Genomic DNA, 15,377 nt, shown 5'->3' on the forward strand with positions numbered 1-15,377 from the left:
AAATTCTGTTGCAGATATCCCTTACGTTTTATTGCGTTTATACGCTATATTAGGGTATATGGGTATATATTATAGCTATATAAACAGGTTGGAAATAAATTGAAAAAGATAATCTACATATTGATATTATTGATTTCATATAGCGGATTCTCGCAAAAGTCTGCCCTACCTGACAATCAAAATCAAGTCTTATTTTATGGATTAATGACCTTCCATAGAATTAAAGCAATGGAATTTGCAGCCGAAAAATATGAAATTGAAGTAAAAGGAGTTGCTGGCTGTATGGTTTCTCGCAAACTTGTTGATAGCGTTAAAACTGTTCATATCGGGCTTTGGAAAAGAATGGATAGCATTTATGGTATCGGAGCTAAAGAACGTTATGAAAAAAGTGTTGATTTTGAATTGGAGCAAATTCAAAAAGCTTCGGACATTATAAAAGATAAGCGAGATATTAAAAAGGTGTTACGAATAATAAAAAGAGAAAACGAAGCCTCATCAATAAGTTTACAAGGAAAATTAGACGAAAACTTATATTACTGGAATATCTATAGTTTGAATAGAGAGAAATATCCAAATAAATTATGGCATCCTGAATATAAAATAATCATAGATTTAAAAAAAGAAGAATACAAAATTGAACGAATAGAATAAAAACTATTGCCACAATGTATAACCACAAAAAACCACGGAGAGGTAATTCTAATCCTCACCTCAAAACCTCCCCCAACGCCTGTAGCAAATCTACGGAACTTTGCACTTCTCTTTGGGTAAAGACCTCCTCTTCTAAGTAGTGCAGCATAAAAATCACTTGGCTTAAACATTGTGCCATCCGCTCAGGTGAGCCGTAACCATCTTTTATCAAATTATTCAATTGTTCAATTTGGGACTCTTTTAGCATGGGGCCAATGTACTAATGTGAAAATTCCCTCACCACTACTAATTAGTAGCTTTTTAATTTTCAGCGAAGGTTTTGATTAGGCCTCCTTCTTTTGCTATCTTGTATGGGCCCGTGGCTAAACCAATCTAGGACCATTTTGTTGAGGTCAACAAAATGGTTCAGGCTTATGAATACAACATGTCACTCTATCAAAACTTAATGGGATTTGGAGAACGGTTCTTTAAAAAACACCAGCTGCTTAAACACGGTTTTAATTTCTCGCCCATGTACAGGCGTAGCACGGGCAGGATCACCCATGTTTCGGAAGATTTATTGCTGGTGCAAATGCAATTGCGGCTTACCTATAAAAACAGGAATTATGTCAATTCCATTTTTGGGGGAAGCATGTTTTCTGCCGTGGATCCCATTCCCATGGTGCAGTTAATCCATCTGTTGGGTCCGGACTATGTGGTCTGGGACAAATCGGCCGAGATCCGTTTTAAGCGCCCTGCCAAGGAACATTTGTATGCAGAGTTTCAATATTCCCTTGAAGAATTGGAGGATATCAAAACCAAAGTGGCCCAAGAAAATGAGCTTGAAATTGTAAAGACCACGCATTTGACCAATGCGGATAAATCCCAAGTGTTCTGCGAGGTTAAGAAGTTAATCTACATAGCCAATAAGGCCTACTTTAAACAAAAACAGGAAAAACGAGCCCAAAAGGTTAAAGCTTAATGTGCTTGGTCTCCACCACTTTATCCCCCACTTCCAGTTTAATCAAATAGAGTCCGCTGGGGAGTCCTGCCAAATCCAACATGGGTGCGGTGGCAGCAATGGTCTGGCTTTTCAGCTTAATCCCACTCATGCTGAACACATGGGCAACGGCAAAGGATCCACCAAAATCGGCACAGAGGTCTACCAATCTGTCTGTGGAAGGGTTGGGTAAAATTAACAAGGGCCAGCCCTTGCAAGGGGGTTCTTCGGACAGTTCTTCAAAGGCCAATTCCTCGTTTTCTTCTTCTTCTACGGGATCATCTTGTGGAAGCTCTTCCTCTTCCTCCTCCTCTTCTTCTTCCTCCTGTTCAATGGCATTGCTACCCTCCACCACGGTCATGGCCTGGTTGATGTCCACATTTTCAATCCGATCCACTATGCCGCTCAACCATTTTACTTGAACGTAGTCTATGGCAGTGGCATCTCCCAAACCAAAGAATTCATAACTGGAGTTTTGCCCCAAATAGCCTTCACCACAAACCGTATATCGGTACTGGGGCATCCCATTGGCAAAGACCTCAATGGTACTGCCAATCCCCTCCTTATTGCTGGTAGTACCTTCCAACTTTACCTTGAGCCAGTTGTTATTGTTGGTAGTGGTATTCTTCCAAAGGAAGTTGTCCTCCGTATCGTTGAGCACAATAATATCCGGGTAGCCATCATTGTCCACATCGCCTTTGGCATTGGCAAAACTAATACGGTTGTCGTTCTCAAAACCGATACCTTCGGGGATCTCAAAACTCTCCCCTATATTTTCATAAAAGGCCGAGGGCAGTTGTTCATTTTCGCCTACCCGCATACCGCTTACGTATAGATCAAGGTCGGTATCATTATCGGCATCCAAGAAAACAGCGCCCCAGGCAATGCTGAAAAAAACGGTTCCCAATTCCGTGGCCACATTGGTAAAGGTGCCATCGCCATTGTTGCGCAAATGGTAGTTCCCAGCAGAGGTATTTGTGACATAAATATCCAACCAACCATCATAGTTGTAGTCCTCAATAGTGGTGGACATAGCATCTATGGCAATTCCCGCTCCACTGGAAATGGAAACATCCTCAAAGGTGAGGTCTCCCCGGTTGCGGTACAAGCGGTTGATGTTGTTGATCTTATCATTGGCCACATAAATGTCCTGCAAACCGTCATTGTCGTAATCAAAAAAGGAGGCACAGAATGAAAGTTCATTGTCCAAAACAATCCCTGCCGATTCGGTTATATCAATGAATACCCCATTCTCATTGATGTAAAGGTAGTTGTGCTGGTCAAAGGTGGTCTCATCCCTGTTGGAAATAAAGACATCCAGGTCTCCATCGTTGTCAATATCACCAAATGTAGCCCCGTAGGTGTAGAGATTGTCCGTGAAAAGACCACAAGTTTCGGAAACATCCGTAAAGTTCATGTTTCCGTCGTTCACATAAAACTTGTTCAGGCCTGTTATGCTGGTAGCCAAGAAATCCTTGTCGCCATCATTGTCATAGTCCACCCATAGCACTTGCTTGGTCTCGTAGGTGTTATCTATACCAAGGTCAACTTCGGAAAAAGTTCCGCCATTGTTTTTGAAAAAGTACAACTGTTGGTCCAAGGTGGAAGAATAGGTGACATCATCCCATCCATCCCCATCAAAATCATGGAAAGAAAGTCCACCGCCATAAAAACTGAAACCATAGGTGCGATCCACGCCCAAAGCCGCCGCACTTTCCTCAAACGAAAGTTGGCCCTGAACGCCATATGAACACAACAAAAGAAGAACGAGTAAAGTTCGAATCAAAGCTATCAATCTAACTATTTAAAAATAAGGAATTTATGGAATTATCAAAATCGATGTATTTACTGACGGGCACCTCATCTTTTTCAGATATCGAAATCATAAAACTCTGTTTTCAAGCTGAGAATTAATCTTTCTTTTAAGCCATTGAAGCTTCCTATTTTCTTCTATGTTTATAGTATCTTGTATGGCGCAAATAGGAACACCTTTCCGTTTGCCTGACTAATTCAAAACAGCTACCTATGACCGATTTGGAAATCGCCAAAGGCGTTACCCTACAACCTATTTCCAGTATTGCCGAAAAATTCGGAGTGGATCCAGAATCCATAGAAATGTATGGGAAATACAAGGCCAAACTCCCCCTACAAGCCATTGATAAAACAAAAGCGGAACAGAGCAACCTCATCTTGGTCTCTGCCATTTCCCCAACTCCGGCAGGAGAAGGAAAAACCACCATGTCCATTGGTCTTACCGAGGGACTAAATCGTTTGGGCAAAAAGACTACCGTTGTGCTTAGGGAACCGTCTTTGGGGCCGGTATTTGGCATCAAAGGAGGGGCCACGGGAGGCGGATATTCCCAAGTTTTGCCCATGGAGGACATCAATCTTCACTTTACAGGGGATTTTGCCGCTATTGAAAAAGCACATAACCTCTTGGCAGCCGTCATTGACAACAACATCCAAAGCAAAACCAGATCTCTGCGCATTGATCCCAGAACCATTGGCTGGAAACGGGTAATGGACATGAACGATCGTGCGTTACGGGACATCATTGTAGGTCTGGGGGGAACCACCTCTGGGGTACCCCGTGAAACGGGATTTGATATTACCGCTGCTTCCGAAATCATGGCCATTCTTTGTCTGGCGGAAAACCTCAGCGACCTCAAAAAGCGATTGGGAAACATTTTTGTGGGATATACTTTTGATAAAGAGCCCATTTATGCCAAGGATTTGAAAGCCGAAGGTGCCATGACGGCTTTGCTTAAAGATGCCATCAAACCCAATTTGGTCCAGACCATGGAAGGGAATCCCGCCATTATCCACGGTGGGCCTTTTGCCAATATCGCTCAAGGCACCAATTCGGTCATTGCAACACGAATGGGTATGTCGCACTCGGAATATACCGTGACCGAAGCTGGATTTGGTTTTGACCTTGGTGCGGAAAAATTCTTCGACATTAAGTGCCAAAGTGCAGGGTTGAAACCCAAGGCCGTGGTGCTCACGGCGACCATTAGAGCTTTAAAATATCATGGCGGTGCCGACCTAAAATCGTTAACGGAACCCAATGTGGAAGCCTTGAAAAAAGGACTCCCCAATTTGGAAAAGCATTTGGAAAACATAGCCAAATTCAATGTGGTGCCAGTGATTGCCATCAACAAATTTGTGACCGATACAGACAAAGAGATTGCCGTGATCAAGGAGTTGGCCGAATCCAAGGGAATACGAGTGGCGCTCGCCGAGGTATGGGCCAAAGGAGGGGAAGGTGCTGAAGCACTGGCGCAACATGTTATTGACGTGGTGGAATCCAAAGCGTCCGACTTTAAACCTCTTTACGATTGGAGTTCCCCAGTCATGGACAAAATAGCCACCATTGCCACTGAAATTTACGGAGCAGAGCATGTGGACTATACCTCCAGAGCCAAAGCGCATCTCAGGAAAATTTCCAATCTGGGCTTGGACCACCTACCTGTGTGCATTGCCAAGACCCAAAAATCCTTATCGGACAATCCAAAACTTTTGGGTAGGCCCAAAGATTTTATTATCACCGTAAGAGAGATTGAAATTGCGGTCGGCGCAGGCTTTTTGGTTCCCATAACAGGCGACATTATGCGTATGCCCGGATTACCTGCAACTCCTTCTTCCGAGGGAATTGACGTGAACGACGATGGAGAGATTACTGGGTTGTTCTAGATTTTCTGCAACCAGTAGCGCATGTCCACTTCCTTGGAGATGATCTCTTTGACTTCGGACAACTTTACCCGTTGTTGCTCCATGGTATCCCTATGGCGGATGGTCACCGTATCGTCTTCCAAAGTTTGGTGGTCTACGGTAACGCAGAAAGGTGTTCCAGCAGCATCCTGCCTTCGGTAACGACGGCCTACAGCATCCTTTTCATCATATATCACATTGAAATCCCACTTAAGTTCATCGATCAACTTGTGGGCAACTTCTGGTAATCCGTCTCGCTTCAACAGTGGCAAAACAGCTGCTTTTGTCGGGGCCAAAACCGCTGGGATTTTCAACACGGTTCGTATGGTTCCGTTTTCCAGTTCCTCTTCCTGGAGCGAGTTGGAGAACACGGCCAAGAACATGCGATCTAGTCCAATCGAGGTTTCCAGCACATAGGGGACATAACTTTTGTTTTCCTCAGGGTCGAAGTACTGTAATTTTTTACCTGAGTATTCCTCGTGCTGGCTCAAATCAAAATCGGTACGGGAATGGATTCCTTCCAATTCCTTGAAACCAAATGGGAATTTGAATTCGATATCTGCGGCAGCATCCGCATAGTGGGCCAGTTTGTCATGATCATGGAAACGATAGTTCTCTTCGCCCATCCCTAAGGAAAGATGCCATCTCAATCTTTTTTCCTTCCATTTGTCATACCACTCCTGTTGGGTTCCCGGCTTGATAAAATACTGCATTTCCATTTGTTCAAACTCCCGCATGCGGAAAATGAACTGGCGAGCGACAATCTCGTTTCTAAAGGCCTTTCCTGTTTGGGCAATCCCGAAGGGAATTTTCATCCGTCCGGTTTTTTGCACATTGAGGAAGTTCACAAAAATTCCCTGGGCGGTCTCAGGTCTTAGGTAAAGATCCATAGCGGAATCTGCAGATGCTCCCAATTTGGTACCGAACATTAAGTTGAACTGCTTTACATCCGTCCAATTTTTGGAACCGGAAACAGGGCAGACAATGCCCAAATCCAAGATCAGTTGTTTAAACCCCTCTAGATCTCCCTTTTCCTGAACCTCGGCCAGTCGGGAACTTATCTCATCTATTTCTTTTTGACGACGCAACACATTGGGGTTGGTTTCCCTGAATTGTTCCTCATCAAAGGCATCCCCAAAGCGTTTTTTGGCTTTGTTGACATCCTTAAGAATCTTGTCATTTATCTTCTCCCTATGCTCCTCTACCAAAACATCGGCACGGTATCTCTTTTTGGAATCTTTGTTGTCAATCAAGGGATCGTTGAAGGCGTCTACGTGACCCGAAGCTTTCCAGGTAGTGGGATGCATAAAAATGGCAGCATCGATACCCACAATGTTATCATTGAGCTGTACCATGGCTTTCCACCAGTACTCCCTAATGTTCTTTTTTAATTCAACCCCATTTTGTGCATAGTCATATACCGCACTCAGGCCATCATAAATCTCACTGGATTGGAACACATACCCATACTCCTTGGCATGGGAGATTACCTTCTTAAAAACGTCTTCTTGTTTTGCCATGCGGCAAAAATAGAACTTTACCTAAAAAACGAGGGTTATTTCAACTGAAATTCGGCAGAGGCCAGAAGTCTTTCGTCCTCAAACACGTTAAGGGTATAAATTCCTTCGGAAAGTGAACCTTCAGGAACGGTAATTGCATCGCAAATGCTGATCTCTTTTCCCGTATACGGAATCTCTACTTTTTTGCTGTAGGTGTTACCACTTACTGAAATGGTATTGGCATTATCCTCAATAATGGACATATTGGGATCAAGGAACTGAAGGTACAATACCCTAACGTTCCCTGTTTCATTGGGATCAGCGGTTACGGTGACACAACCCCTTAATTTTTCTATGGTAGAGGCCTTATTGGTCTTTAAGGGTCTCCCGGCCCTAAGTCGGAATCCACTGCCTTCGGCATCCTGAAGTTTTAGGTAGCTTTTGATTTTAAGTTCCCGTGCTAGCTCCCTATTGGTCTCCCGCAAAAGCGATTCCGCTTTTTCCATGTTACTGGCCCTTCCACGAAGTTCGTCCAATTGTTTTTGGGTCTCTTCGTACCTATTGGCCAATAAACTATTGTTATAACGAAGGAAATTGTTCTTGAGTTTTAGGCTATCAAATTTGATTTCCAACATCCGCAGTTCCTTTCGGGTTTCTTTCAGCTTCATAATGCTAAAATTCAACCGACCTACGGAATCCAATAATTGTTGTACTCGGAAACGGGATGTTTGCAGTTCAATTTCGCTCACTTCGTTCAATCCTGATAAACGGTCCACTTCCGCTTTCATCAAAGTAAGATCTTTGACCAAAAGTGACTTTTCCTGTTCCAAAAAGTTCATCTGGTTCTTGGATTGTGCATAGCTATAGTAAAAAGCTATGAGAATACCCACTATTACTGCAAGCAGTGCAGCAAAGATAATCTTGTAGTTGAAATTGTTATCTTGGGCATCCATGAGGTTAATTGGCTACTATAACGCGTATAAGATTTGATCCCTAAAAGGTTGGCTAAGATACTAAACGAGATTCACAACATACTATTGCCAATGGTATGTTTTGGATGTAATGCGCATTTATCCAGAGGAGAAAGCGTGTTGTGTACCGTTTGTCGACATGAGGTGCCACTCACCGATTACAACTTTGGGGATGAAAACCCAGTAGACCGCATTTTTTATGGACGAATCCCCATAAATAAAGCAGCTTCCTTTATGTTTTTCCAGAAAAATGGTATTGTCAAGAACATCTTGCACCACTTAAAGTACAAAAATCAAGAGCAAATTGGTGGTTTTTTAGGCGAGTGGTATGGCTCTATCGTTCAACATGAATCTTCTTTGAAGGATGTTGATACCGTGGTTCCCGTTCCTTTGCATGTTAAAAAACAAAAGAAAAGGGGGTACAACCAAGTAGCACTCTTTGCAGAGAAAATAGCTGTTTCCATCAATGCCAAATACAGGGATGACATCTTGATCAGAAGCATCAACACCAAAACCCAAACAAAAAAGGACAGGCAGCTCCGGTGGGAGAACACCAAAGATGTTTTTCAGTTGACGCCCCAAGCCCATGATTCCATAAAACATGTGCTTCTGGTTGACGATGTGATCACCACGGGAGCCACTTTGGAAGCCTGTGCCCAAACCCTAGCCAAAATGGGGCCAATTAAAATATCGGTGCTGAGCATGGCCGTGGTTCCCTAGAGGTTAAAATTTATTAAGGCATGTTTTCCTTTTTTAAATTAGTTGTTTCTTTGTCCCACACTAGTTTTACATGCAGTACCTTAAAAAACTATTGAGTCTTTCTTTTTTGTTGCTGATGGCTCTGGCCCTTTGGCAATGTGCAAAACGAGGCAATCCATCGGGTGGCCCAAAGGATTTGACCCCACCCCAATTGATACGAACCGAACCGGAGAATTTTACCACGGAATTCAAGGCTGAGAAAATCCGTTTGTACTTTGATGAGCTGATCAAATTGGAAGACGTACAAAACCAATTGATCGTATCCCCGCCTCTTAAATACTCTCCAGAAATCACACCTTTGGGAGGGGCAAACAAATACATTGAGGTGACTATAAAGGATACCCTTCAGGAAAATACCACCTATACCTTGAATTTTGGTCAAAGTATAGTGGACAACAATGAAGGAAATCCCAACAGCTTTCTTACCTATGTGTTTTCCACAGGCACTTATATTGATTCCCTTTCTCTTTCTGGGGCCGTAAAGGACGCCTTTAACCGAAGGGCAGATCAGTTTGTAAGTGTTATGTTGTATGAGATTGACACCGCTTATACCGATTCCACCATTTATAAGACCGTACCAAATTACATCACCAATACGTTGGACAGTCTTCCCTTTTTTGAACTAAAAAATCTAAAGGCTGGAAAATATGCTCTTGTGGCCGTTAAAGATGTAAACAAGAACAACATGTTTAACCAACGGCAGGATAAAATTGGCTTTTTATATGATACCATTACTGTACCCACAGATTCCGTTTATCTGTTGAACATGTTTTTGGAAGAACCTGATTACAGTGCTTCCGTGCCGAGTTATGTCGCCAAAAACCATATCCTGTTTGGCTATCAAGGAGATCACAGGGATATCAGAATTGAAAGTATAACGGAGCTTGCTGATTCGGTCCAAACACTGATTCTGAAAGATCGCGAAAAAGACACTTTGGATTTTTGGATCACCCCCACGGATTTGGACTCCATCATATTTACCGTAAGCAATGAAAAGATGCAAAAGGTGGACACTTTTACGGTGAAAACCAGAAATTTGCCCTTGGATTCGCTCAAACTTAGCACTTCCATTGGCCGCCAATTCAATTTTGAGGATACCTTTAGCATATTGGCCAGCACACCCATTGCCGCTTTGGATTCCAATCAGATCGCACTTTTTATAAGCGATTCCATCAATACGCCATTTACTTATTCCTTGGACTCCATCAAGAACAAGGTGGATTTTGATTTTGCCTTGGAACCCAACCAAAGCTATTCCTTTGAAATCATGCCTGGCGCCATCACGGACTTTTTTGGTATACAGAACGATACCCTCAATTACCGATTTTCAACAGGAAGCTACGCTGATTACGGAAACCTGCGTTTGAATGTTGGCGGGGCCGTTCGTTACCCCATGATTGCCCAATTAACGGACGACCGTGGCAATATGCTACGGGAACTTTTTGCAGAGCAACCCAAGACTTTCGAATTCAAAAACTTGGAACCCGGGCAATACAATATTAGAGTAATTTTTGATGACAACGGAAATGGTAAATGGGATACCGGCAGTTATCTAAAGAAAATTCAGCCCGAAAGAGTCAGTTACTATCCAGATCCCATTGACGTTCGTGCCAATTGGGAATTGGAACAGACTTTTATTGTTTCAAACTAAAATCATCTCGGTCTTCCAAGAATTTAAGTTTGTTTCTATAGGTTGTAATGTGTTCTCTCTCCAACTCCACATAGAGGATTTCTTCCTTTTCGGAAAACGCCAAAGTATTACCAAGCACATCATACACCCCAGAGTGTCCAGAATATTCGTAAGCTAGATCATCCACTCCAATTCGATTAACCCCAATACAATAGGACATATTCTCTATGGCACGTGCCTTTAAAAGAGCATCCCATGCTCCAATTCTTGGCTTGGGCCAATTGGCCACATAGATCAAAACGTCATAGGCTTCTGTATTTCGTGCCCAAACTGGAAAACGAAGATCGTAACATATCAAAGGACAAATACGGAATCCCTTAAAGTCTATCACCAACCGCTCAGTTCCTGCGGTGTACACTTTGTCCTCTCCTGCCAAAGTAAAGGTGTGTTTTTTGTCGTATTTATCTACGTGCCCGTCAGGGTGCGCAAAAATCAACCGATTGTAGTTTTGATTGTTTTCCTGGATAACCACGCTTCCCACTATGGCAGCACTGGATTTTTTTGCCAAATCCTGCATCCAACTTATCGTTTTAGTTCCTTCTGTGGGGTCGATGTTTTGGGGAGACATGGTAAAGCCCGATGTAAACATCTCTGGTAGCACAATGAGGTCCAAATCATCCTGGATTGTTTCGATTTTATGACTAAACATGGTCCTATTGGCCTCTGGGTTTTCCCAATGCAACGCCGTCTGGACCAGGGCTACTTTTAGCTTTTCAGACATAAGCGTCAATCAAAATAAACATCGGTTTGCGAAGATTTTGCCAGTTGGAAGAGATGTTTTAACTGGCTTTCCAAAATGCGCTCTTGGGAAAGTTCTGGGAGTTGATCCAGAGGAAAAAACTCAGCATCGAGCATATCAAATCCTGCCTTTAATTCTCCCCCTGTTATCCTGCACAGAAAAAATAGTTTATAGATGTAGTAAGGCTCTGGCGGGTGCGGGTGAACCTGTTTGTCGTAAACACCTAAAAAGCGAACAACCTCTGTCTTTAGTCCAGTCTCCTCCTCAATCTCCTTGACGGCAATTTCAGATGGGGTTATACCAATATCGGCCCAACCTCCGGGAACGGCCCATTTGCCATCCACACTTTCCTTGGCCATCAAAATTTCGTCCTTTTCATTCAAGACAAAACCCCTAACATCCACCTTGGGTGTGGGATAATCCTGTTGGGGCATAAAAAAGTCCTGTATTACTTCCATGGGTTCATCAGCCACAAATGCCATCAATTTTAAACTGATGTTCTTGAGTTCCTCATAACGTTCCTTATCGTAGTCGTCCTGGGTGAACACCAGGCCAGCTTCTGCCAAGGCCTTTATTCGTTTGATGAGGTTAAGCTGTTCCTTTGAATCCATATGGTATTGGCTAAGTTTTTGATTCCAATAATTTTATCAAATCTTCATTTTCCTGCATTTTGGCTTGATCCAATGCAGTGTTTCCCCTTCCATCTTTAACGTCAATATTGGCTCCATATTGGATAAGTAATTGTGCCATATCCAATCTATTAAAGGTAACGGCATATATTAGGCCCGTGGCTCCCATGCTATTTACATGGTCCACATTGGCGCCCGATTTGATCAGCAGTTCAGCTAAATCCGTATATCCTTTAAAACAAACGCCCAACAAGGCAGTATTGCCCGATCCATCCGTGGCATCTATACTGGCGCCTTGGGCCAAAAGTAATTCCGTAATTTCCTTGTGATTGTAGTATGTGGCCAAAATTAATGGGGTAGACCCTCTTTCATCTTTGGTTTCCAAGAGGGCTAGGTCATTTTCCAACAATGCGGAAACGGCAACCTTATCACCATTTCTTACCGCATTGAAAAGCTCTTCTGTCTTGCTCATTTGATCAATTAAAATTATAAAAAAAACTGCCACAACCTTGGTGGGTGTGACAGTCTTTTGTGTTTAATTTTCCTTTTCTATTGAAGACCTTTCTTACGCAAGGTCAAATCGGTCCAAGTTCATGACTTTGTTCCAAGCGGAAACAAAATCGCCCACAAATTTCCCTTGGGCATCGCTACTTCCATAAACTTCAGCAATGGCTCTCAGCTCCGTATTGGATCCAAAAATAAGATCCACCCTGGTCCCGGTCCACTTCAAATTCCCAGTCTTACGGTCATGTCCTTCAAACACCTCATCATCATCAGAAGTTGCAGACCATGTGGTATTCAAGTCCAAAAGATTAACAAAGAAATCGTTCGTCAGGGTTTCTGTACGATTGCTGAACACCCCATGATGGGATTTATCAGCATTGGTATCCAAGACCCGCATTCCACCGACCAATACTGTCATTTCAGGAACGGTTAGGGTAAGCAATTGGGCTTTATCCACCAATAACTCTTCTGATTTCACGGAGTACTTTCGTTTTAAATAGTTTCTAAAACCATCTGCTACCGGCTCCAGGACCTCAAAAGATTCTGCATCTGTCTGCTCTGCAGAAGCGTCGGTTCTACCCGGTGTAAAAGGTACGGTTATGTCATGGCCTGCATTCTTGGCCGCTTTTTCAACAGCCGCACAACCTCCAAGAACGATCAAGTCAGCCAGGGAAACCTTTTTTCCAAAGTCATTCTTGATATTTTCCAATGTCTCCAAAACTTTGGATAATTGGGCCGGGTTGTTTACCGCCCAGTCCTTTTGCGGCGCTAAACGAATTCGTGCCCCATTGGCCCCTCCCCGGTAATCTGAACCTCTGAAAGTGGACGCAGATGCCCATGCTGTTGATACCAATTGCGAAATAGACAACCCAGAGTCAAGGATCTTGGATTTCAACTCAGAGATATCTCCATCATTCACCAAATCGTGATCAACGGCAGGAACAGGATCTTGCCAAATCAATTCCTCGCTGGGTACATCCGAGCCCAAATAACGACTTACCGGTCCCATATCACGATGTGTCAGTTTAAACCAAGCGCGAGCATAAGCATCAGCAAATTCCTCTGGATTTTCCAAAAAGTGTTTGGAGATTTTCCCATATTCTGGATCCATACGCAGGGACAAATCCGTGGTCAGCATAAAAGGTGCATGTTTTTTCTCAGGGTCATGCGCATCTGGAATAGTTCCGGCTCCAGCTCCATCTTTAGGTTTCCATTGATGGGCTCCAGCAGGGCTCTTGGTCAATTCCCATTCATAGGCGTAAAGATTTTCCAAAAACTTATGGCTCCATTGAGCAGGGGTATCTGTCCAGGCTCCTTCAATACCACTCGTAATGGTATCGCTTCCCTTACCAGAACCAAAGTTGTTCTTCCAGCCCATACTCTGCATTTCAATAGAGGCCCCAGCCGGTTCAGCTTCCACATATTCGGCATCGCTGGCCGCTCCGTGCGTCTTACCAAACGTATGTCCCCCAGCAATCAAAGCCACGGTTTCATAATCGTTCATTGCCATTCTGCCAAAGGTTTCCCTTATGTCATGGGCAGCAGCTATAGGGTCAGGGTTACCGTTGGGTCCTTCCGGATTTACATAAATCAATCCCATATGGGCCGCTCCCAGTTGCTTTTCCAATTCTCCATCCTCATTATACCTTGCTTTGTTCCCCAACCATTCAGCTTCAGAACCCCAATAAATATCCTCTTCTGGTTGCCAAATATCTTCTCGGCCTCCCGCAAACCCAAACATTTTCAGTCCCATGGATTCATGGGCAATATTTCCAGCCAAAATCAACAGATCGGCCCAAGAAATTTTCTTGCCATATTTCTGCTTAACAGGCCACAATAACAATCTAGCTTTATCCAAATTGGCATTGTCCGGCCAGCTGTTCAAGGGTGCAAATCTTTGAGAGCCTGTTCCACCACCACCGCGACCATCTGCAATACGATAGGTCCCGGCTGCGTGCCAAGCCATGCGAATAAAGAAGGGTCCATAATGGCCATAATCTGCTGGCCACCAGTCTTGGCTATCCGTCATTAAATCGGTAAGGTCTTTTTTTACAGCATCCAAATCCAAGGATTTGAACTCGGTGGCATAGTCAAAATCCGCATCCATAGGGTCTGCCAGATTGGAGTGCTGGCGAAGGATGTTCAAATTGAGTTGGTTGGGCCACCAATCCCGGTTGGAGGTTCCCCCTCCCGCTCCTTGTTTCAGCGTTCCGTTGAGAAATGGACACATGCCCTCATCCATTCCATTCCCTGCTGAACTTGCTAATTCTTTGCTCATGATAGTATGTTGTTTTAATGTGATTTTTTAACCTTTATAAAGATAGGAAATCCCCTTTCCGAAGAATAGACAATTCATATTAAAATACTATTAAAACATAAATATTATCTATTCAACATTGCTGTTCACACCTCTCCCCAATTGCCCAATTTCAACCATATTTTGGCGGATATGACCCCCTTAGTAGCGGAAAATTGCTTTATTTTTGAATTGACCCTATTAGCTCCAGATGAAATAAGTTCCTAAAGATGTCCAATTGGATTATCTTTAAACGTCCATATAATAAGGTACCTACAGTAATCTAAAATCCATCACACATGAAAAAATTGATTTTGCCATTAGTTGCACTCTTGTTATTCAGCTTTAGTGCAGATACCAATAAACTTTCCAACGATGATCGGAAGAAGGTAGTGAAACATCTTAAGGAAACTAGGGACCAGATGTCCAAAGTTTTGAGAGGATTGAGCCAGGCCCAATTGACCTTTAAACCGGAAGAAGACGCTTGGTCCATTGCAGACTGCGTAGAGCACTTGACCATTTCAGAAAATGCTTTTGGGGGGCTGATCCAAAAAGCGGTGGCTGCTGGGCCCAATCCTGCTTTGAAAGACTCCGTAAAAATGAATGACGAACAGCTTATGGGAATCATCTTGGATCGTTCCAACAAGGTAAAAACCGCCGAACCGTTTGAACCTTCAGGAAAATTTGGATCACATGACGACACCGTGAAAGCTTTCATGGACAAGCGGGAAGAGCACATCTCCTATATGCAAAGCACAGAGGATGACCTACGAAATCTTTACAGTAGCGATTTACCCTTTGGAACCATAGACGGGGTGCAGCTGATCCTGTTTATGTCCGGCCATACGGAACGACATGTCAACCAAATGAAGGAAGTAATGAATCACAAGTTGTTTCCATCCAATGTGGATTGATTCATTGTTTAACAATTATTGGCAAACCCCTTCCT

Annotated in this window: 13 protein-coding genes; 6 read left to right on the top strand and 7 right to left on the bottom strand. The window is 43.3% G+C overall.

Features of this window, described 5'->3' with window-relative positions; all coding sequences use genetic code 11:
- Positions 1 to 99 precede the first annotated feature (99 nt).
- Positions 100 to 651: a hypothetical protein gene (locus ACOOE0_RS03900; protein WP_420401165.1), complete on the top strand. Its 552-nt coding sequence runs from the start codon at positions 100 to 102 to the stop codon at positions 649 to 651.
- Between the two features lie 400 nt (positions 652 to 1,051).
- A complete protein-coding gene (locus ACOOE0_RS03905) occupies positions 1,052 to 1,612 on the top strand; it encodes a DUF4442 domain-containing protein (RefSeq protein WP_420401166.1) in 561 nt (186 codons plus the stop codon).
- Here the strand turns inward: ACOOE0_RS03905 and ACOOE0_RS03910 are convergent.
- Positions 1,602 to 3,416, bottom strand: a complete 1,815-nt coding sequence (locus tag ACOOE0_RS03910; protein ID WP_420401167.1) for an FG-GAP-like repeat-containing protein — start codon at positions 3,414 to 3,416, stop codon at positions 1,602 to 1,604. The genes ACOOE0_RS03905 and ACOOE0_RS03910 overlap by 11 nt on opposite strands.
- Positions 3,417 to 3,655: 239 nt before the next feature.
- Here ACOOE0_RS03910 and ACOOE0_RS03915 point away from each other — a divergent pair, with 239 nt between their 5' ends.
- The gene (locus ACOOE0_RS03915) at positions 3,656 to 5,323 is read left to right on the top strand and encodes a formate--tetrahydrofolate ligase (protein WP_420401168.1); all 1,668 of its coding nucleotides are present in this window, start codon (positions 3,656 to 3,658) and stop codon (positions 5,321 to 5,323) included.
- Here ACOOE0_RS03915 and ACOOE0_RS03920 read toward each other — a convergent pair.
- Together ACOOE0_RS03920 and ACOOE0_RS03925 are read right to left on the bottom strand one after the other, a co-directional pair.
- A complete protein-coding gene (locus tag ACOOE0_RS03920) occupies positions 5,320 to 6,861 on the bottom strand; it encodes a glycine--tRNA ligase (RefSeq protein ID WP_420401169.1) in 1,542 nt (513 codons plus the stop codon). The two genes, ACOOE0_RS03915 and ACOOE0_RS03920, sit on opposite strands and share 4 nt — an antisense overlap.
- 35 nt (positions 6,862 to 6,896) lie before the next feature.
- Positions 6,897 to 7,793 (bottom strand): hypothetical protein, encoded by an 897-nt coding sequence (locus ACOOE0_RS03925; protein WP_420401170.1) that lies wholly within the window; start codon positions 7,791 to 7,793, stop codon positions 6,897 to 6,899.
- Positions 7,794 to 7,841: 48 nt separating this feature from the next.
- Here ACOOE0_RS03925 and ACOOE0_RS03930 point away from each other — a divergent pair, with 48 nt between their 5' ends.
- Together ACOOE0_RS03930 and ACOOE0_RS03935 are read left to right on the top strand one after the other, a co-directional pair.
- The gene (locus ACOOE0_RS03930; protein WP_420401171.1) at positions 7,842 to 8,531 is read left to right on the top strand and encodes a ComF family protein; all 690 of its coding nucleotides are present in this window, start codon (positions 7,842 to 7,844) and stop codon (positions 8,529 to 8,531) included.
- A gap of 70 nt (positions 8,532 to 8,601) precedes the next feature.
- A complete protein-coding gene (locus ACOOE0_RS03935) occupies positions 8,602 to 10,221 on the top strand; it encodes an Ig-like domain-containing protein (RefSeq protein WP_420401172.1) in 1,620 nt (539 codons plus the stop codon).
- Here ACOOE0_RS03935 and ACOOE0_RS03940 read toward each other — a convergent pair.
- The 4 genes from ACOOE0_RS03940 to katG form a co-directional block, all read right to left on the bottom strand.
- The gene (locus ACOOE0_RS03940) at positions 10,205 to 10,981 is read right to left on the bottom strand and encodes an amidohydrolase (RefSeq protein ID WP_420401173.1); all 777 of its coding nucleotides are present in this window, start codon (positions 10,979 to 10,981) and stop codon (positions 10,205 to 10,207) included. The two genes, ACOOE0_RS03935 and ACOOE0_RS03940, sit on opposite strands and share 17 nt — an antisense overlap.
- 5 nt (positions 10,982 to 10,986) lie before the next feature.
- On the bottom strand, positions 10,987 to 11,610 hold the full coding sequence (locus tag ACOOE0_RS03945; RefSeq protein ID WP_420401174.1) for an NUDIX hydrolase: 624 nt from the start codon (positions 11,608 to 11,610) through the stop codon (positions 10,987 to 10,989).
- A gap of 10 nt (positions 11,611 to 11,620) precedes the next feature.
- Positions 11,621 to 12,100 (bottom strand): ankyrin repeat domain-containing protein, encoded by a 480-nt coding sequence (locus tag ACOOE0_RS03950; protein ID WP_420401175.1) that lies wholly within the window; start codon positions 12,098 to 12,100, stop codon positions 11,621 to 11,623.
- Between the two features lie 93 nt (positions 12,101 to 12,193).
- Complete coding sequence (gene katG / locus ACOOE0_RS03955; protein WP_420401176.1) at positions 12,194 to 14,410, bottom strand: catalase/peroxidase HPI; 2,217 nt, start codon at positions 14,408 to 14,410, stop codon at positions 12,194 to 12,196.
- A 317-nt stretch (positions 14,411 to 14,727) separates the two neighbouring features.
- Between katG and ACOOE0_RS03960 the strand changes: the two genes are divergently transcribed.
- Positions 14,728 to 15,342 (top strand): DinB family protein, encoded by a 615-nt coding sequence (locus ACOOE0_RS03960; RefSeq protein WP_420401177.1) that lies wholly within the window; start codon positions 14,728 to 14,730, stop codon positions 15,340 to 15,342.
- The last annotated feature ends 35 nt before the right edge of the window (positions 15,343 to 15,377 follow it).

Origin of the sequence: Flagellimonas sp. (genome assembly GCF_965215805.1) — a bacterium.
In the GTDB taxonomy this organism is placed as follows: Bacteria; Bacteroidota; Bacteroidia; order Flavobacteriales; family Flavobacteriaceae; genus Flagellimonas.